At 61.0% G+C, this 18,598-nt stretch carries 18 protein-coding genes; 5 read left to right on the plus strand and 13 right to left on the minus strand.

The window, feature by feature from the left end; translation table 11 throughout:
- Nucleotides 1-50 precede the first annotated feature (50 nt).
- Both yigL and pldB read right to left on the minus strand, forming a co-directional pair.
- Nucleotides 51-848 (minus strand): sugar/pyridoxal phosphate phosphatase YigL, encoded by a 798-nt coding sequence (yigL, locus tag ACP39K_RS17130; protein ID WP_047025953.1) that lies wholly within the window; start codon nt 846-848, stop codon nt 51-53.
- A gap of 4 nt (nt 849-852) precedes the next feature.
- Nucleotides 853-1,896, minus strand: a complete 1,044-nt coding sequence (gene pldB / locus ACP39K_RS17135) for a lysophospholipase L2 (RefSeq protein WP_033639011.1) — start codon at nt 1,894-1,896, stop codon at nt 853-855.
- 147 nt (nt 1,897-2,043) lie between these two features.
- On the opposite strand from pldB, the gene rhtB reads away from it, so the two are divergent.
- A complete protein-coding gene (gene rhtB, locus ACP39K_RS17140; RefSeq protein ID WP_004934282.1) occupies nt 2,044-2,664 on the plus strand; it encodes a homoserine/homoserine lactone efflux protein in 621 nt (206 codons plus the stop codon).
- Between the two features lie 47 nt (nt 2,665-2,711).
- Here rhtB and rhtC read toward each other — a convergent pair whose 3' ends face one another.
- The 3 genes from rhtC to pldA are packed head-to-tail and all read right to left on the minus strand — an operon-like array spanning nt 2,712 to nt 6,099.
- Nucleotides 2,712-3,332: a threonine export protein RhtC gene (gene rhtC / locus ACP39K_RS17145; protein WP_147881546.1), complete on the minus strand. Its 621-nt coding sequence runs from the start codon at nt 3,330-3,332 to the stop codon at nt 2,712-2,714.
- Between the two features lie 12 nt (nt 3,333-3,344).
- Nucleotides 3,345-5,177: an ATP-dependent DNA helicase RecQ gene (gene recQ, locus ACP39K_RS17150; RefSeq protein WP_028127631.1), complete on the minus strand. Its 1,833-nt coding sequence runs from the start codon at nt 5,175-5,177 to the stop codon at nt 3,345-3,347.
- A gap of 43 nt (nt 5,178-5,220) precedes the next feature.
- Nucleotides 5,221-6,099 carry a phospholipase A gene (gene pldA / locus ACP39K_RS17155; RefSeq protein ID WP_016929488.1) on the minus strand — a complete coding sequence of 293 codons (879 nt, stop codon included), beginning with the start codon at nt 6,097-6,099 and terminating at the stop codon, nt 5,221-5,223.
- 203 nt (nt 6,100-6,302) lie between these two features.
- On the opposite strand from pldA, the gene ACP39K_RS17160 reads away from it, so the two are divergent.
- Together ACP39K_RS17160 and rarD are read left to right on the plus strand one after the other, a co-directional pair.
- Complete coding sequence (locus tag ACP39K_RS17160; protein WP_016929489.1) at nt 6,303-6,773, plus strand: thioesterase family protein; 471 nt, start codon at nt 6,303-6,305, stop codon at nt 6,771-6,773.
- Between the two features lie 66 nt (nt 6,774-6,839).
- Nucleotides 6,840-7,727, plus strand: coding sequence for an EamA family transporter RarD (gene rarD / locus ACP39K_RS17165; protein WP_048326579.1), 888 nt, complete (start codon nt 6,840-6,842; stop codon nt 7,725-7,727).
- Nucleotides 7,728-7,743: 16 nt separating this feature from the next.
- Here rarD and corA read toward each other — a convergent pair whose 3' ends face one another.
- Nucleotides 7,744-8,694, minus strand: a complete 951-nt coding sequence (corA, locus tag ACP39K_RS17170; RefSeq protein ID WP_004934262.1) for a magnesium/cobalt transporter CorA — start codon at nt 8,692-8,694, stop codon at nt 7,744-7,746.
- 444 nt (nt 8,695-9,138) lie between these two features.
- Between corA and ACP39K_RS17175 the strand changes: the two genes are divergently transcribed.
- Nucleotides 9,139-9,612 carry a WbuC family cupin fold metalloprotein gene (locus ACP39K_RS17175; protein ID WP_016929492.1) on the plus strand — a complete coding sequence of 158 codons (474 nt, stop codon included), beginning with the start codon at nt 9,139-9,141 and terminating at the stop codon, nt 9,610-9,612.
- Nucleotides 9,613-9,659: 47 nt separating this feature from the next.
- Here the strand turns inward: ACP39K_RS17175 and uvrD are convergent, their stop codons facing one another.
- The 6 genes from uvrD to lptM form a co-directional block, all read right to left on the minus strand.
- Nucleotides 9,660-11,822, minus strand: coding sequence for a DNA helicase II (gene uvrD, locus ACP39K_RS17180; protein WP_025304874.1), 2,163 nt, complete (start codon nt 11,820-11,822; stop codon nt 9,660-9,662).
- Nucleotides 11,823-11,900: 78 nt separating this feature from the next.
- The gene (yigB, locus tag ACP39K_RS17185) at nt 11,901-12,617 is read right to left on the minus strand and encodes a 5-amino-6-(5-phospho-D-ribitylamino)uracil phosphatase YigB (protein ID WP_497008715.1); all 717 of its coding nucleotides are present in this window, start codon (nt 12,615-12,617) and stop codon (nt 11,901-11,903) included.
- Nucleotides 12,617-13,528, minus strand: coding sequence for a tyrosine recombinase XerC (xerC, locus tag ACP39K_RS17190; protein ID WP_497008716.1), 912 nt, complete (start codon nt 13,526-13,528; stop codon nt 12,617-12,619). The genes yigB and xerC overlap by 1 nt, the downstream gene beginning before the upstream one ends.
- A complete protein-coding gene (locus ACP39K_RS17195) occupies nt 13,525-14,238 on the minus strand; it encodes a DUF484 domain-containing protein (protein WP_004934247.1) in 714 nt (237 codons plus the stop codon). Before ACP39K_RS17195 ends, xerC begins: the two co-directional genes overlap by 4 nt.
- On the minus strand, nt 14,235-15,059 hold the full coding sequence (gene dapF / locus ACP39K_RS17200) for a diaminopimelate epimerase (protein ID WP_004934244.1): 825 nt from the start codon (nt 15,057-15,059) through the stop codon (nt 14,235-14,237). The genes ACP39K_RS17195 and dapF overlap by 4 nt, the downstream gene beginning before the upstream one ends.
- A 71-nt stretch (nt 15,060-15,130) precedes the next feature.
- Complete coding sequence (gene lptM, locus ACP39K_RS17205) at nt 15,131-15,337, minus strand: LPS translocon maturation chaperone LptM (protein WP_004934241.1); 207 nt, start codon at nt 15,335-15,337, stop codon at nt 15,131-15,133.
- A gap of 78 nt (nt 15,338-15,415) precedes the next feature.
- Here lptM and cyaY point away from each other — a divergent pair, with 78 nt between their 5' ends.
- On the plus strand, nt 15,416-15,736 hold the full coding sequence (gene cyaY / locus ACP39K_RS17210; protein WP_004934237.1) for an iron donor protein CyaY: 321 nt from the start codon (nt 15,416-15,418) through the stop codon (nt 15,734-15,736).
- 36 nt (nt 15,737-15,772) lie between these two features.
- Here the strand turns inward: cyaY and ACP39K_RS17215 are convergent, their stop codons facing one another.
- Nucleotides 15,773-18,325 carry a class I adenylate cyclase gene (locus ACP39K_RS17215; RefSeq protein ID WP_147827669.1) on the minus strand — a complete coding sequence of 851 codons (2,553 nt, stop codon included), beginning with the start codon at nt 18,323-18,325 and terminating at the stop codon, nt 15,773-15,775.
- Between the last annotated feature and the right edge of the window lie 273 nt (nt 18,326-18,598).

Here is an 18,598-nt window from a genome sequence, read left to right on the forward strand (position 1 = left end):
CAAGTAATGCCAAGGGCGCCGCAAGGCGCCCTTATTATTTAAAGGTTATTTCAGAGGAACATCTTGCGCAGGTAGTGCGGCACCGCGTTATCGACGTTGGAGCCGATCACTTCCAGCTCCGGCAGCATGTCCTTCAGGCGCTGATGCGCGTCGCGCATGATGCAGCCCTTGCCGGCCATCGACAACATCTCCAGATCGTTCATGCCGTCGCCAAAAGCGATGCACTCTTGCAGCGTATAGCCGATGATCTTGGCCACTTCTTCCAGCGCATGCCCTTTCGACACGCCGCCCGCCATCACTTCCAGGCAGGTCGGGAACGAGAAGCTGACGTTGACCCGATCGCCCCAGCGCGCGTTGATGGCGTCTTCCACCTGCAGCAACCGCTCGTGATCTTCACAGGTGAAGTAAACCTTGCAGACGCCGTCGGTTTCCAGCAGGCCCGGCTCAAACAGCTGATATTTGAACACCGACTCCTGGAAGAACTCTTCCTGCTCCGGGCTTTCGCGGTTGGTAAACCAATCGTCGTTACGGTAGACGTTGGTGGTGATATCCGGATCGTCGTGCAGCATGCCGTACAGATCGCGGGCGATATCTTCGTCCAGGTTGTGGCTGAAAATCAGTTCGCCGGCGGTGTTGTGCACCCGTGCGCCGTTGGAAGTGATCATAAAGGCGCTGATCTCCAGGCTGTCGCGGATCTGCGCCACGTCGATATGGTGGCGGCCGGTAGCGAACACGAAATGCACGCCGCGCTGAGTCAGCAACTTCAGCGTTTCTTTAGCGTACGGCGACAGGGTATGGTCGGGAGACAGCAGCGTGCCATCTAAATCGGAAGCGACGACGTGATACATAGCGTTATGTTCTAACCTCTGATGGAGTTGTCGGCGGCAGCGCGCCGCCTAAGTGTTGAGCAAAGAAGCGCAGAATTGCGTTCAGTGCTTCGGCGCGCAGCGCGTCCCGCTCGAACAGGATCTCATGGCGTGCGCCGTTGATAACCCACGGGAGCCCCCCTTCGCAAGGGCGCCCCGCGTCTGACAGAGCCTGACAAAAAGCCTGGTGCGAACGGTTGTCGACTACCCGTTCTTCACCGGCCTGCAAAAGCAACAGCGGCGTGGTGATCTCCCCGGCCTGCGCGATAATCTGCCGGCCGGCGCGGATGCTCTCCCGCACCCAATGGTAGGTCGGCCCGCCCACCTGCAGCTCGGGGTAATCGGCATAATAGCGCAGGCTGCGACGGTAACGCTCGCGGCTATGGGTCAACACGTTGACCACATAGGGCAACGGACGCCACTGGCCGGTGCCCACCGCGTAATAATCGCGGATCGCCGGGCGGGTCTCCGCCCAGTCGAGAATGCGATCGGCCAGCCAACCCGGCATCGGCAACCGGATGCCGAACATCGGCGCGCAAAACGCCGCCGCGTCGAACGCCTGCGGCCGGCGCTGCAGGAACTGCGCCAGGATCGCGCCGCCCATCGAATGCGCCAGCGCGAAGCGCTGCCGATAACCGCGCGATTCGACCTCGCGCAGCCACAGCTGCTCGAAATCGTCCACGTAGTCGGCGAAGTTTACCACATGACCGCGGTGCGTATCCGCCAGTAAACGCCCGGAACGCCCCTGGCCGCGATGATCGACGATCACCACGTCGTAGCCGCAGTGGAACAGATCGTAGGCCACCTCGGGGTATTTCACATAGCTTTCGATGCGGCCGGGGCTGACCACCACCACGCGCTGATGCCGCGCGGAACTGAAGCGCACAAAGCGGATCGGCACGCCGTCCACGCCGCTGAATTCGCCTTCTTCGCGCTGCCGCCAGAAATCCAGCAGCGGCCCGGTGGCGAAGGCAGCGAACTGCGTTTCACGCGTTAACCAGTCATCGGAGCTGAGAGTGAACGAGGTCATCGAGAGCGTTTTCCCTGTGGGGCCGGCGGAAAATGTGACCGCTGGCACAAGAAATCATACTAGCGTATTGTGATTCAATTCTTACAAAAACGGCGCCGCCTCGGCGCATTGTGGCACAAAACGACACTTTCAGGGAGCCGAAGCACCATGACCTTGGACTGGTGGTTAACCTATCTGCTGACCACGCTTATCCTGAGCCTCTCCCCCGGTTCAGGCGCCATCAATACCATGAGCACCGGCATCAGCCACGGCTATCGCGGCGCCGCCGCGTCGATCGCCGGGCTGCAGGTCGGGTTGAGCGCGCACATCGTGCTGGTGGGCATCGGCCTCGGCGCGCTGATATCGCAATCGCTGCTGGCGTTCGAGCTGCTGAAATGGCTGGGCGCCGCCTACCTGGTGTGGCTCGGCATCCAGCAATGGCGCGCCGCCGGGGCGCTGGATCTGCATGCGCTGGCGGGCAGCATGCCGCGCCGCCGTCTGTTCCGCCGCGCGGTGCTGGTCAACCTGACCAACCCGAAAAGCATCGTGTTCCTCGCCGCGCTGTTCCCGCAGTTCATCTTGCCCAATCAGCCCCAGGCCGAGCAGTATCTGGTGCTCGGCGTCACCACCGTGGTGGTGGATATTCTGGTGATGATCGGTTACGCCACCCTGGCGACGCGCATCGCCGGCTGGCTGAGAACGCCGCGCCAGATGCAGCTGCTCAACCGACTGTTCGGTTCGCTGTTCATTCTGGTGGCGGGGCTGCTGGCGACCGCCCGCAAAGCCTGACAAAAAAGGCCGGGCATCGCTGCTCGGCCTTGGGCATTTCACTGCGGTTAGCGGGTAAATATCAGATGTAACCCGAAGCCGGTAAACAGCACACCCGCCACCCCGTCTATCCACTTGGCCAACCGCTGATAGCCGCGGCGCATCGCCGGCAGCGCAAACACCACCGCCACCAGGCTGAACCAGACGAAGGTCTCGGCGACGATCAGCAAGAACAGCCCCCAGCGCGCTCCGGCGCCGACGCTGTCGCCGACGAACAGCGAGAACACGCTGCCGAAATAGATCACCGCTTTCGGGTTGGACAAATTGGTCAGGAAGCCGCGAATAAAGCTGCGCCCGGCCTTCGGCAACGCCACCTGGGCCTCCGCCGCCGACTGCGCTTGCTGCGCCCGCGCGGAACGCAGCAGTTGCCACCCCATCCAGCACAGGTAAATGCCGCCGCCAACCATGATGATCTGATGCAACCAGGCCATCTTCTGCAGGATCAGATGCAGCCCCATCAACGCCACGCCGGCCCATACCACGATGCCGAGCGAAATGCCGACCACGCCCATCATCGCCTCGCGGCGCGAGCGGCTGGCGGCGGTTTGCGACACGAAAAAGAAGTCCGGCCCCGGGCTCATCAGCGCAATCAGATGCACCAGCGCCACGGTGAGAAACAGCATCAGCATGATATATCGCCCTCAGTCTTCGTCATTATCGAGATGGTCGCGGATCATCGCCATAAAGGGCGCGCCGAAACGCTCCAGTTTGCGCTGGCCGACGCCGTTGACGCTCAGCAGATCGCCGGCCTTGATCGGCATCTGTTCGGCCATTTCCAGCAGCGTGGCGTCGTTGAACACCACGTAAGGCGGAATGTTTTCTTCGTCGGCGATCGATTTGCGCAGTTTGCGCAGCTTGGCGAACAGCTTGCGATCGTAATTGCCGCCGTAGGATTTCTGGTTGGCGCTGCTGCGCGACTTCAGGCTCTGAATACGCGGCACCGCCAGCTGCAGCGCCACCTCGCCGCGCAACACCGGACGCGCCGCCTCGGTCAATTGCAGCGCTGAGTGCATGGCGATGTTCTGGGTGATAAAGCCCAGGTGGATCAGCTGACGCAGCACGCTGGTCCAGTGTTCGGTGGTCTGATCGCGGCCGATGCCGTACACCGGCAGCTTGTCGTGACCGTATTCGCGAATGCGCTGGTTGTTGGAGCCGCGCAGCACTTCCACGATGTACCCGAGGCCAAAGCGCTGGCCGACGCGGTACACGCAGGACAGCGCCTTGCGTGCGTCCTCCAGCCCGTCATAGCGCTTGGGCGGATCGAGGCAGATATCGCAGTTGCCGCAGTTCTCGTGTTTGCCTTCGCCGAAGTAGTTGAGCAACACCAGGCGGCGGCAGGTTTGCGCCTCGGCGAACGCCCCCATGGCGTTCAGCTTGTGGCGCTCGATGTCCAGCTGTTGCCCGGCGGGTTTTTCCTCCAGACAGCGGCGCAGCCAGGCCATGTCGGCCGGATCGTACAGCAGGATGGCTTCGGCCGGCAGGCCGTCGCGCCCGGCGCGGCCGGTCTCCTGATAATAGGATTCGATATTGCGCGGGATGTCGAAATGCACCACGAAGCGCACGTTGGGTTTGTTGATGCCCATGCCGAAGGCGACGGTGGCCACCACCACCTGCAGATCGTCACGCTGGAACGCTTCCTGCACCTGGGCGCGGCGCTCGTTGTCCAGCCCGGCGTGGTAGGCGCCGACGCTCAGCCCGCGGCTTTGCAGGCGCGCGGCGGTGTCTTCCACCTTGGCGCGGCTGTTGCAATAGATAATGCCGCTCTTGCCGCGCTGATCCTGCACGAAGCGCCACAGCTGATCGAGCGGTTTGAATTTTTCCACCAGCGTGTAGCGGATGTTCGGCCGGTCGAAGCTGCTGACCTGCACCAGCGGATCCTGCAGCGACAGCAGGCGCACGATATCGCCGCGCGTGGCTTCGTCGGCGGTGGCGGTCAACGCGATCACCGGCATCGCCGGGAAGCGCTGTTTCAGCTGGCCCAGCGCGCGATATTCCGGCCGGAAGTCATGGCCCCACTGCGAGATGCAGTGCGCCTCATCCACCGCCAGCATCGCCGGCGGGCAGTGATCGAGCAGGTTGAGGAAGCTTTCCATCATCAGCCGTTCCGGCGCGATGTACAGCATCTTGATGGTGCCGTTGCGGCAGCCGGCCATGACGTCCAACTGCTCCTCGCGGGTTTGCGTCGAGTTGTAGCAGGCGGCGGAAACGCCGTAGGCCAACAGTTGGTCGACCTGGTCCTTCATCAGCGAGATAAGCGGGGAAACCACCAGGGTCAGGCCGTCCATCACCAGCGCCGGGATTTGATAGCACAACGACTTGCCGCCGCCGGTCGGCATCACCACCAGGCAATCCTGCCCGCCGATCGCGGCATTGATAATCGTTTGTTGGCCCGGACGGAATTGCTGGTAGCCAAAGGTATCGCGCAATACCTGCTCGGCCAGCAACTCTCTGTTAATCACTGCTGCGGTTGACACACACTTCCCCATTTTTTCATCGGTACACACCCACCGGGTATGATTACATAATATCGTTCAGCATGACACCAACGCCCACCCGTGTCTGCCGGAAGTTGTAGTCGATCAGCGATTCGCCGTAGCCGCTGAACACCTGGGTATAGAATCGCACGTTGCGGGTGATCGGGTAGCTCCAGCCCAGTTCCGCGCCGCCGTAGCCGCTGTTCCAGTTGTAGTGGCTGTCGACGCTGAACACGCTGTCGCCCCAGGCGTAACCGACCTTCAACCGGTAGTATCCCATGTATTTGGTGATGTCCGGGTTGTCGTCGTTGCTCGAGCTCTCCGAGAAACGGAACCAGGGCTTGAGATCCACCTGCCAATTGCCGTTTTGCGCCATCAGCCGCGCATAACCGCGATTCCAGCTGCGCGACGTCGGGTCCGAGCGGCCGTTAGACTGATGGTTAACGCCGATTTCAACATCGCGCAGCGTCCAACCGGCAAAGCGGTAATCGGTCGCCCACCCCACGAACAGTTGCGGCTCGTAGTTGGTCTCGCGGAACGGCGAAGACTCGCCGCGGTTGGACAATTGCCACCAGGAGCGCTGAGTATAAGACGCGCCGAGCACCGAATTGTCGCCGGCAATGCCCCGCCACAGCGGAAACGCCAGGCTAAGCTGGTATTTCACCTCGTCCTTGCGCGCCTTGTCGGCCCAGTTGTACGTCTTGATGGCTTCTTTGTTGATATCGCTGGTGTCGGTGTACAACAGGTAATTGGGATCGTAAGGATACAGCGTGAACGGATTATCGTGCTCCTGCAGCAGGTTGGCGATAATGCTGCCGCGCACCGCCGGCCTATCGTGAATCTGCTGCTCTTTGGCTTCCTCAGCCAATGCCAGCGCCGGCATCAGCAGCGTGGCGGAAACGATCCCTGACAAAATGCGCATAACCTCTCCTCACTCCAACGAAAAAGGGCAAGCCCGGAAAAAATCAGGCCATTTTACACACAAAGGAGGCTTTACCGCAGCGCAGTCCGGTTTTATTGGAATAGTCTGGAAAGCAACAAAGGTTAAGCATAAAATCAACATTTCATTAACCTGGACTGACCAGTTAGCTCCCTTAAAACGCAAAAGAAAAACGGAAACCCGCTATGTCGACCACACCACTGACCCTGGAAGCCGCCCGCCGCAAGATCGGCGAAATTTTTGTCTACCACATGCCGTTCAACCGCGAGCTTGGTCTGGAGCTGCGCCGCTTCGACGATGACTACGTCGAACTGAGCTTCACCAACCAGCGCAAGCTGGTGGGCAACGCCGCACAGGAAATTCTGCACGGCGGCGTGATCGCCGCGGTGCTGGACGTCGCCGCCGGGCTGGCTTGCGCCGGCGGCGTGCTGACGCGCCTGGAACCGCTGATCGAAGAAGAGATCGCCGCCAAACTGTCGCGCATGGGCACCATCGATCTGCGCGTCGACTATCTGCGCCCCGGCCGCGGCGAACACTTCGTCGCCTCCGCCAGCGTGCTGCGCAGCGGCAACAAGGTCGCCGTCGCGCGCGTAGAACTGCATAACCACGACGGCCTGCATATCGCGACCGCCACCGCCACCTATCTGGTCGGCTGATGATTGTGTGCGGTGAGCGACTTCAGTACACTCACCGCATCTTACGTTCCCCACCAGAGTGACGTCATGGACGCAAAGCAAACGCGTCAGGGCATTTTCTTCGCCCTGGCCGCCTATTTTATGTGGGGCATCGCCCCGGCCTATTTCAAACTGATCCAGCAAGTGTCCGCGGACGAGATCCTCACCCACCGGATCATCTGGTCGTTTTTCTTCATGCTGGCGCTGATCACGCTGGGCCGCAACTGGCCGAAAGTGCGCGCCGCCTGCCAAAACCGCAAACGGCTGCTGTTGCTGGCGGTCACCGCGCTGTTGATCGGCGGCAACTGGCTGCTGTTCATCTGGGCGGTGAACAATCACCATATGCTGGAAGCCAGCCTGGGCTACTTCATCAACCCGCTGGTTAACGTGCTGCTGGGGATGCTGTTTCTCGGCGAACGTTTCCGCCGCATGCAGTGGGTGGCGGTGGCGCTGGCGTTCACCGGGGTGCTGGTGCAGCTCTGGCAGTTCGGTTCGTTGCCGATCATCGGTCTGGGATTGGCGTTCAGCTTCGCCTTCTACGGCCTGCTGCGCAAAAAAATCGCCATCGACGCGCAGACCGGCATGCTGATTGAAACGCTGTGGCTGCTGCCAGTGGCGGCGGGCTACCTGTTCCTGTTCGCCGACAGCCCCACCAGCCACCTGAGCGCCAACCCGTGGTCGCTGAATCTGCTACTGGTCGCCGCCGGCATCGTCACCACCGTGCCGCTGCTGTGCTTCACCGCGGCGGCTACCCGGCTGCGCCTGTCGACGCTCGGTTTCTTCCAGTATCTCGGCCCGACGCTGATGTTCCTGCTGGCGGTCACCTTCTACGGCGAGACCATCGGCCAGGACAAACTGGTGACCTTCGGCTTTATCTGGGCGGCGCTGATCCTGTTCACCCTCGACGCGCTCTATACCCAGCGCAAGCTGCGCTGAGCCCGGCGCCGCCGGGTTACAGCCAGTTCTTGCGCTTGAAGTACAGGTAAGGGGCTAGGCCCGCCAGGATCATCAAGGTGATGGCGCCCGGGTAGCCGAACGACCATTTCAGTTCCGGCATGAATTCAAAGTTCATGCCGTAGCTGGAGGCCACCAGCGTAGGCGGCAGGAACACCACCGACACCACCGAGAAGATCTTGATGATGCGGTTCTGTTCGATATTGATGAAGCCCATCGCCGCCTGCATCAGGAAGTTCACCTTCTGGAACAGCGATTCGTTGTGCGGCAGCAGGGATTCGATGTCGCGCAGCACTTCACGCGCCTGCTCCAGTTGGCCGGTCGGCAAACGCGCCTTGCGCACCAGGAAGTTGAGCGCGCGCTGGGTATCCATCAGACACAAACGCACCTTCCAGCCGATATCTTCCAGCTCCGCCAGCGTCGACAGCGCGGCGTCGTATTCGTCGCCCTGATGCCCTTCCATGATCACCCGGCTGAGCTGTTCCAGATCGCTGTAGATGTTCTCTATCTCGTCCGCCAGCTGTTCAATCTTGGTTTCGAACAAATCCAGCAGCAGTTCGTAGGCGTTGCCTTCGAGCATGGTCTGGTTACGGGCGCGCATGCGGTACAGGCGAAACGCCGGCAATTCACGCTCACGCAGGGTATACAGGCGGCCGTCGCGGATGGTGAAGGCCACCGTGGAGTTGCCGGCGTGATCTTCCGCATCTTCGAAGTAGAAGAAGGAGTGGATATGCAGACCGTCTTCGTCTTCGAAGAAACGGGCGGAGGCTTCGATGTCGTCCAGTTCGGGACGCGTCGCCAGGCTTTGTCCCAGCTCATTCTGCACGCGCTCACGCTCGCCCTCTTCCGGCTCGACCAGATCAACCCACAGCGATGACGTGAGATCATCCGAGTCGTCCAGTTCCAGACGGGACAAGCGGCGGTTATCTAATTTAAAAGCGCTCAGCATGTGCCAAAACTCCGTGAAGGTAACGGGTGCGGACAACGCGTTGAAGCACAGAAACAGAGGGGATGCGTATCACCGATTGTTTCAGACCATGAAGAGATCTGACTCATAGCGACGCTTTGCGGGGTCGCCGACAACCACGAAGGCTATCAGCAAAAACGGAGAGCCTTAGAAGTTATACCTGCGGCGCAGGTCAGTGAGCCAGTATCTACTGGGTGTGTCCAAGGCGTCTGTCCTCAATGATAATAGTGCGCGCATGTTACGCCGAGAAGAAAAAGCCTGTCAACACGTTAGGCGGGATAATTGCGCAACAAATCATCACGATGATCAATGGCAGAAATGGCGCTTAAACCGTACTGAAAAAGTCGCGGCGATCGCTTACCGCCACCAAGAATGTTGCTAAGATGACATCACCCTAATGGTACGACAAGCATGCGGATTTAAACGATGAAACAGATTACCGCCCATGAACTGACCGCGATGAGCGAACAGGCCGCCAGCGTGCCCCGCCTGCGCGCGCACCGCACCTTACACGAAGAGCTGAGCGACCCGGTGCAACGCCTGGCGATCGCCATGGAACCCGGCACCTATATCCGCCCGCACCGCCACCCGCAAACCTGGGAGCTGCTGACGCCGCTGCGCGGCCGTTTTGTCGTGCTGCAGTTCAACGATGACGGCGTCGTGACGCAGCGCACCCTGCTCGGCGAAGAAACCAAAGTGCTGGAGATGCCGGCATTTACCTGGCATGCGGTGCTGTCGGTCGATGCCGGCGGCGTGGTGTTCGAAGTGAAGCGGGGTCCGTATCAGGCGCTGACCGAAGAAGACTGCATGCCGTGGGCGCCGCAGGAAGGCGGCGAAGGCACCGAAGCGGTGATGCGCTGGTATGCCACCGCGCAGGTCGGCGATCGCTACCCTCACTGATGATGAACGATTGCAGGGGCTGAAACTCCTGCAAATCGCCCCTCTCTTTATACCGTTTCCAGCCGAGCGTAGGCCGCCACCAGCCACTTGATGCCTTCGCCCGGGAAGGCGATCTGCAGCCGGCTGTGCTCGCCGCTGCCTTCCAGATTGACGATGGTGCCTTCGCCAAACTTGGGATGGCGCACGCGCTGACCCAGCTTGTATCCGGTGTCGTTCTCGCTGATCGGCGTACCCATGCGGCGGTGATTGACCGGGCGCGATACGCTGGCGCGCAGGCGCACTTCTTCCACGCACTCCTCCGGCAGTTCACCGATAAAGCGCGACGGCCGATGGTAAACCTCTTTGCCGTACAGACGGCGCGTTTCGGCGTAGGTCAGCGTCAGCTTCTGCATGGCGCGCGTTACGCCCACATAGGCCAGACGGCGCTCCTCCTCCAGACGGCCGCCTTCATCCAGCGACATCTGGCTCGGGAACATGCCTTCTTCCATGCCGACGATAAACACCAGCGGGAACTCCAACCCTTTGGCCGAGTGCAGGGTCATCAGCTGCACCGCATCCTGATAGGCGTCGGCCTGGCCTTCGCCCGCTTCCAGCGCCGCATGCGACAGGAACGCCTGCAGCGGCATCAGATCCTGATCTTCTTCCTGATAGCTGAACTGACGCGTCGCCGTCACCAGTTCCTCAAGGTTTTCGATACGCGCCTGCCCCTTTTCGCCCTTTTCCTGCTCATACATGATGAACAACCCGGAATCGCGGATCACCCGGTCGGTCTGCACGTGCAGCGGCATATCGGCGGTTTCATGAGCCAGCGACTCCACCAGCTCGATGAAGCGCTGCAGCGCCGACGCGGCGCGGCCGGCCAGAACCTTGTCCTGCATCAGTTCGCGCGTCGCCTGCCACAACGTCAGTTGGCGATCGCGCGCCGCCTGGCGCACCACGTCGAGGGTGCGATCGCCGATGCCGCGCGTCGGGGTGTTGACCACGCGCTCGAAGGCCGCGTCGTCGTTGCGGTTGGAGATCAGGCGCAGGTAAGCCAGCGCATCCTTGATTTCCTGACGTTCGAAGAAGCGTTGGCCGCCGTAGATGCGGTACGGCATCGCCGTCTGCAGCAGCGCCTCTTCCAGCACGCGCGACTGGGCGTTGCTGCGGTACAAGATGGCGCAGTCGTTCAGCGCGCCGCCGTTGTCTTGCCAGGTCTTGATGCGGTTGACCACGAAGCGCGCTTCGTCGAGTTCGTTGAAGGCGCAGTAGAGGGAAATCGGCTCGCCTTCGCCGCCTTCGGTCCACAGGTTTTTGCCCATGCGCCCGTCGTTGTTGGCGATCAGGGTGTTGGCCGCTTTCAGGATGTTGCTGGTGGAACGGTAGTTCTGCTCCAGGCGGATGGTTTCCGCGCCGGGGAAATCCTTCAGGAAGCGCTGGATGTTTTCCACCTGCGCGCCGCGCCAGCCGTAGATCGACTGGTCATCGTCGCCGACGATCATCACGTTGCTGTTGCCGCCCGCCAGCAGACGGATCCAGGCGTACTGGATGCTGTTGGTATCCTGGAATTCGTCCACCAGCACGTTGGTGAAACGCTCGCGGTAGTGGTTGAGGATATGCGGCTTGTTCAGCCACAGCTCGTGCGCGCGCAGCAGCAGCTCGGCGAAATCCACCAGCCCCGCGCGATCGCAGGCTTCCTGATAGGCCTGGTAGATGCGCAGCCAAGTGGCCTCCACCGGGTTGTTGTAGGTTTCGACGTGCTGCGGGCGCAGGCCCTCATCTTTCTTGCCGTTGATGTACCACATCGCCTGACGCGGCGGCCACTGCTTCTCGTCGACGTTCAGCGCCTTGATGATGCGCTTGAGCAGCCGCAGTTGGTCGTCGCTGTCGAGGATCTGGAAATCCTGCGGCAGGTTGGCCTCCAGGTGGTGGGCGCGCAACAGACGATGCGCCAGGCCATGGAAGGTGCCGATCCACATGCCGCCCTGGCTGGTGCCGATCAGATGTTCGATACGGTGACGCATTTCCGCCGCCGCCTTGTTGGTGAAGGTCACCGCCATGATCGAATACGGCGAGCAGTTCTCCACCGACAGCAGCCAGGCGATGCGATGCACCAGCACCCGCGTCTTGCCGCTGCCCGCTCCGGCCAGAACCAACAGGTTGCTGCGCGGCGCCGCCACGGCTTCACGTTGTTTTTCATTCAGGCTGTCGAGCAGATCGGAGACGTCCATAGGCACCACTAATGGTTAAGGGAAAACCCGCCGGTGACGGGTTTTTCACTGGAAATTTATACAGAGTTCTGGCAGGGATTATAACAATGCTGTCAGCGATGCCAACTGCGAAATCTCAATATGCGGCAGCAGGCGGCTGTCGGCAGCCTGCATCAGGCAGCGTTGCCGATCGTTGATCCAACACGCCTGCAGCCCCGCGCGCAGCGCGCCGGCGACGTCGGTAGTCAGATCGTCGCCCACGTGCAGGATCTGCTCGGGCGCCACGCCCAGCCGTTCGACGGCCAGGTGATACATGTCTTGGTATGGCTTGGCGCGCCCGTCCGGCCCGGAACGCAACACGAACTGGAAGTAACCGTCCAGGCCGCACTGCGCCGGATCGGCGTTGCCGTTGGTGATCGCCACCAGCGGGTAGCGCGCGGCCAGCGCCTTCAGCGTGGCGTGGGTCGCTTCCGGCACCTCGATGCGGCTGCGCCACAGCGCGAAGTTTTGCATCGCCGCATCGGCCCCGATCGCCGCTTCGGCGTCGCGCAGCCCCTGCCGGCTCAGCGCCAGATGAATGGCGCGCCAGCGCCACTGGGTGACGTCATGGTAAATCTCCGGCTCCTGCTCGCGCAGTTCCTGGCGCAGGCGGTGGAAATCCGCCGACTGGAAGCTGTTCAGGCCGGGATGGTAGCTCTGCAGGAAGGCCACCGACTGCTGCTCGGTTTGCCGGATCACCGGACGGTTGTCATACAGCGTGTCGTCCAGATCGAAAGTCAGCGCCGCCAGCGGGCGCAGCGGGCGATAAAAATGCATCAGGATTTCCCCCGTTTGGCGCGCGGATGCGCAGCATCGTACACGTTCGCCAGATGTTGAAAGTCGAGGTGGGTATAAATTTGCGTGGTGGTCAGGTTGGCATGGCCGAGCAGCTCCTGCACCGCACGCAGATCGCCGCTCGACTCCAGCATGTGGGTGGCGAAGGAGTGACGCAGTTTGTGCGGGTGAATATGGCTGTTGACGCCCTGCTTCACGCCCCATTCGGCGAAGCGCTTTTGCACGTTGCGCGTCGAGATGCGCCGCCCCTGATTGGACAGGAACATCGCGTCATCTTCCGGCCCGAACAGATCGCGCATCGCCAGCCAGTGTTCCAGCCAGGTGACGGCGGTGCGCCCGATCGGCAGTTTACGCTCTTTGCTGCCTTTCCCCATCACCCACACCTCGCCGGCCGCCACATCGACATGGCGGCAATCCAGCCCCACCAGCTCGGAGAGACGCAGGCCGGCGCCGTACATCACCTCCAGCATGGCGCGATCCCGCACCGCCAGCGGATCGTTGAGATCGATCTCCAGCAGCTGGTTCATTTCATCGACGTCGATATTTTTCGGCAGATGGCGACCGCTGCGCGGCGTGCGGATGCCTTTGGCCGGGTTGGCGTGCAGCACGCCCTGGCTGACCAGCCAGTCGAGGAAACTGCGCAACGAAGAGAGCCGCAGCGCCAGGCTGGCGGACTGCAGGCCGGCGCGTTTGCTGCGCGCCGCCAGCATGCGCACCCGGGCGGCGTCCAGCGCCGCCCAGTCGGTGACGCCGATCTCCTGCGCCAGGCGCATCAGCGCCGCCAGCTGGCGTGAATAGCTGAGCTGCGTCAGCGGGCTAAGTTGCCGTTCTACCTTGAGATAACGCAGAAAAGCGTCCACCGGCTGCTGCAGGCTGGGCGCAATCGGCGTCATGCGCGTTCGATCCAGCGTTCCAGCAGTTCCGGCAGCATGCGCGCCAGTTGATTGAGCATCACCGTGCCCATGCCCTGCTGATAGTGTTGCGTATCGCGGCTGCTGAAGATCACCATGCCCAGCTCGCCGTCGTCGCCCAGCATCGACAGCGCCACCGAACCAATCTGGCCGATCTGTTTGGCCTGCGGCAACAGCAGCAGCAGTTCGGGGCCGTTCAGGCCGCCGAGGTAGTGTTGTTCGCTGCCCAGCCGCTGGATGCGGAACGGCTCGAACGCCGAACGCGTCAGCGCCAGATGGGTGAAATCGGAAGGCGCGCCGATATTCCAGCGCTCAGCGAACAGGCGCACCGTGGCGCCGGCCAAACCGAAGCCGCGCGCCCAGCGCTGCAGCCGGTTGAGCATGTCCTGCAAGCTGTCCGCGGTGGCCAGATCGGCCTGCAGGTGCAGCAACCGGGCGAACAGTCCTTCGTTGGCGCTGGCCTGCTCCATCAGCAGCGTGATCTCTTCTTCCAGCCGTTCGATGTGATTGCGCTGGCGGGCCAGATGCCATTCCACCAGCGAAACGGTGCCGCGCACCGGGTGCGGCACGCGCATCTGCTCAACCTGGCGCGCGTTGCGAATAAAGAAATCCGGGTTCTGCAGCAGGTACTGCATCACGGTGTCGTCATCCAGCGCCAGGCCGGCGACGCTCTGTTCTTCTACGCTTTTCATAGATGAATAAATCCGTCATAGACATGGGTTGCCGGACCGGTCATAAACAGCGGGTTGCCCGGCCCTTTCCAGCGAATATGCAGGCTGCCGCCCGGCAGTTCTACATGCACTTCTTCTGACAGCAATTCCTGTTGGATCCCCACCGCCACCGCCGCACAGGCGCCGCTGCCGCAGGCCTGCGTTTCACCGGCGCCGCGCTCATAAACGCGCAGCTTGATGTGATCGCGGCTGACCACCTGCATAAAGCCGATGTTGGCCCGTTCCGGGAAGCGTTCATGCCCTTCCAGCACCGGCCCGAGCAGCTCCACCTTGGCGGTTTTTACGTCGTCCACCTGCAAAACACAATGCGGGTTGCCCATCGACACCACGCCGCACAACACGGTATGTTCCGCCGCGCGCATGATGTAGGTCTTTTCAGCCTTGGCGGCGCGGAACGGCACCGCCTGCGGGTCGAAATTCGGCTCACCCATGTTGACGCACACCAGATCGTCGTCGGTGACGCTGAGCACCATGCGCCCGGTTTGGGTGCTGACGCGGATGTCACGTTTGTTGGTCAGCCCTTTCAGCCGCACGAAACGCGCGAAGCAACGCGCGCCGTTGCCGCACTGCGCCACTTCGCTGCCGTCGGCGTTAAAAATTCGGTAGTGAAAATCCAGTTCGGGATCGTAAGGCGGTTCTACCACCAGCATCTGGTCAAAGCCGACGCCCAGGTGCCGATCGGCCAGCCGGCGGATCAGCTCAGGTGAAAAATAGACATTCTGTGTAACGGCATCGACCACCATAAAGTCGTTGCCCAGACCGTGCATTTTGGAGAACTGCATATCATACTCCGCTATCTGGACGCGCTATCCGTCTTGATTTTACGGCGGCGCTCGCCACCGCAAACAGGGTGTTACTGGTCAACCATCGACGGTTTTTGCTGAGAGCCAGACTGCTCCTGCTGGTTCTTTTGCACCTGATCGCCCGTTTGCACCGGCGGCTTGGCCGGTTTCTGGCTGGCGGGATCGGCAGGCGGGAAGTAAAGCGGGCCTTTCAGACCACAGCCGGCGAGGCCGGTAACCAGAACTGCCATCAGCGCATAGCGTAGTTGTTTTTTCATTTGCATTAATGCCTGTAATTCATGCGTCCAAGGTCTCTATAATCGCAGGTGGATCATGAAAAGCAATAGGAATTGAATATGAACGACAGCGAGTTTCACCAGTTGGCCGACCAGCTGATGCTGAATATTGAAGAGACACTGGACGATTTTGACGGCGATGCGGACATCGATTACGAAACCAATGGCGGCGTGATGACGCTGAGCTTCGAAAACGGCACCAAAATCGTCATCAACCGCCAGGAGCCGCTGCACCAGGTGTGGCTCGCCACCAAGGCCGGCGGTTACCACTTCAACTACCGCGACGGCGTTTGGCTATGCGATCGCAGCGGGCAGCCGTTTTATCAGCTGCTCAGCGAAGCGGCCAGCGCGCAGGCCGGCGAGGAACTGCATTTTTCCTGAAGCTAAGCGGGGCTCGGCAACCGGGCCCTTGCGGCGTCAATGCAGCTGGAACTGCTGCTTCAGCGGCTGAGCGGCGCCGTCGGCCACCGTCACGCACAGGCTGGACAGCACGTTGCTGCGGAACGGGATCACCTGCGTGCGCCCGTCGAGCTGCACGATCTGATAGAACTGCGGCAGATTGAAGTTGATGAAGCTGGAGCCGTAGGTGAAGCGATCGTGCGACGAGGAGTAGAAGCGGCTGACGTCGCGCACCAGCTCCTCTTTACTGCCCTCGCAGTGGTGATACACCTCGACCCGATTCGACTCATCCAGAATATAGATGTTGAAGCCCTTATCGTCTGAGGTGTCTTCGAAGAAGAACTGGATGATCCCCTCGCTGGCGAAGCCATCCACCACCGGCGGCAGATGCACCTGATCGGTTTCCACCTTGATAGACAGGCCGTGCAGCTTGTTGTTGGAGATGGCGCCGTAAAACTCCACCGCATTCTCCAGCTTTTGCACCGATACGCTCAAGCGCTCGAAGAACAGCCCCCAGGTCTGCCCGGCGACGCGCACCGCCTTGAAGCGGCCGGGTTCCAAACGGGTACTGGACAGGCGCAGCTCGATGCACTCCGACACCAGCTGCTGGATACGGGTGCGGATCAGGCCGCGCAGGTGCTGGCTGTAGCAGAACACTTCCACCGATTCCGGCGGCGCGGCGTCCTGATGCATTTTGCCGAGAATGGTTTTCAGCGCTTCCAGCACCGACTGCTCACCGCTGAAATGCAGGGTGCGCACCTCGTTCCAGGAGTTGCGGTACAGCAGATCGATGCTGCCCACCAGACACTGCTGCTGCTGGCCGAAGCTGAACACGTCCAGCTTGCGGAAATCGAAGTGCACCACCTGATTGCGGAAGGCGGCGGTCGGATCGTTTTCCAGATTGACGATAATCGCCAGATGGCGAATCTCGCACGGGCTGTACAGCGCTTTCGGCGTCGGCGCCGGCAGGCGCAGCGGGAAGTGATGGGAAACGTCGGCCACCAGCTCCTGCAGCTTGGCGGTATCGCACAGGTTGCCGCTCTTGATGTGCAGGCGGGTCTGCGGCGTCAGCAGGCCGTTGAAATAGGCCCAGGCCACCAGCTTGTTCAGGTAGCGGTTATATTCCAGCGGCTGATGGCTGACGATCGAATCCATGGCCGGTGCCTGATTGTACAGGTACCAGCCGGTGCGGTTGGCGCGGCCAACCGGCACGTGAATAAAGGTTAAATCGTTTTCCGACAGGTCCGGTGAAATCTGCGGGTTCACCAGCGTCACCTTGCCGGGCAGCGCTTCGAACGCCGCATACAGTTTGCGGGTCAGCACGCCGATATCCTGCGGGCTGGCGCTGACGCTGAGGTTGTTGCGGCGAGCGAAACGGATCAGGTTGCGGTAGCTCTGCATCATCGCGTCGAGCAGTTCGTTATGCGCTTCGCGCACCCGCTCGATTTTCCAGTTGGCGCGGTTGTCCAGCATCGCCAGACGCTCTTCGCTCCAGCCCCACTCGCTGACCAGCTGGCTGAGGATCTCGCGCCGCCAGCCGACGCAGGCCTTGGCCAGCGACAGCTTTTCACATACTTTCAGGTAAAAACAGCGGCGGGCCAGATCGAGGCGGGTGGTGTCGTTGATGTCGGTCAGGTAGCGGGTCACGCGCTCAAGCATCATGCAATAGGCGTCGAGCCCGAAGCTGACGATCTCGCCCTGATGCAGCCGGTGTTTGATGTCCGTCGCCAGCAGTTGGGTACTGGGGTATTCCCAGGAATAGGCTTCCAGCAGCAGGGTCTTCAGCACCGCCTTGTAAGGCGAATCGATGCTCTTGTACAGCTGCCACAGGCTGGCGCCAAAGTACTCTTCCGCCGACAGCGAACTCAGGCCGCCGAGATCCAGCCACTCGTTCGGCGTCAGCGCGCCCTGCGCGTACAGCGACAGCACGTATTCATCGTAGTGCGCTTCTTCTTCGCCCGGCACCATGTTCCACAGGATGCGTTTGCCGGCCAGGCGCACCGCGGTGCGATAGAATTCGTCGAGCAACAGGATGTGCTGCGTCGAGCCGCAATCTTCGCCGCCCAGGCTGCCGCTTTCATTATGGCGGAAACGGTTTTCATCGATCAGGAAGAAGCTGACTTCCACCCCCATCGAGGCGGCCCACTTCTCAAGCAGGCTGCATTTTTGCTGCAGGCGGGTGCGTTCTTCGTTGTCCAGCCAGGACTGGTGGCAGACCCAGATGTCGAGATCCGAGCTGCAGCTTTGGCCGATAGACGAGGTGCTGCCCATCGAGTAGACGCCGGTGATCGGCAGCTCGCCGCTGGCCGGTTTGTCAAACGGGCTGCCCCATTTGTCTTCTAAATCGTTCAGGTATTCTTGTTGAGTTTCATCAGGCGTGTAGAGGCAAATGCCGTGGGGAACGTTACCGTTCAGGTAACCCGGCATCAGCGGGTGGTGGTGGTGCAGTAAGGTGGGCAGCAGACTGTATACCCGTTGAAACGCGGGCTTCATAGCCGCCAGGGCGCGATCGACGCGTAGCTGATTGATCGCATCCAGTCTCTGCTTCAATGTCTCGATGTAGAGGTACAAGACGTCTCGCCTGATTATCCCGGTGTTTAGAAAAAAACCCGTATTCCATAAGCGCCGTTAGTGTAAGAAGAATATTTGGCGACTTATTGCTGGAAACGTGATCAATTTAACACCTTGCTGATTGACCGTAAAGGAGGTAACGCTTCACAATTATTGTAGCGCTTCCCTAAACGATTTACCCGCAGTGTTAACTGCCCCAAAGCACATCACACGTCCCTTTGATTCCGTTGTCCTTTTTCCGCCTCCGGCTTCTTGCACTGACAGTATTGGCTC

The organism is Serratia sp. EC4 (assembly GCF_059652115.1).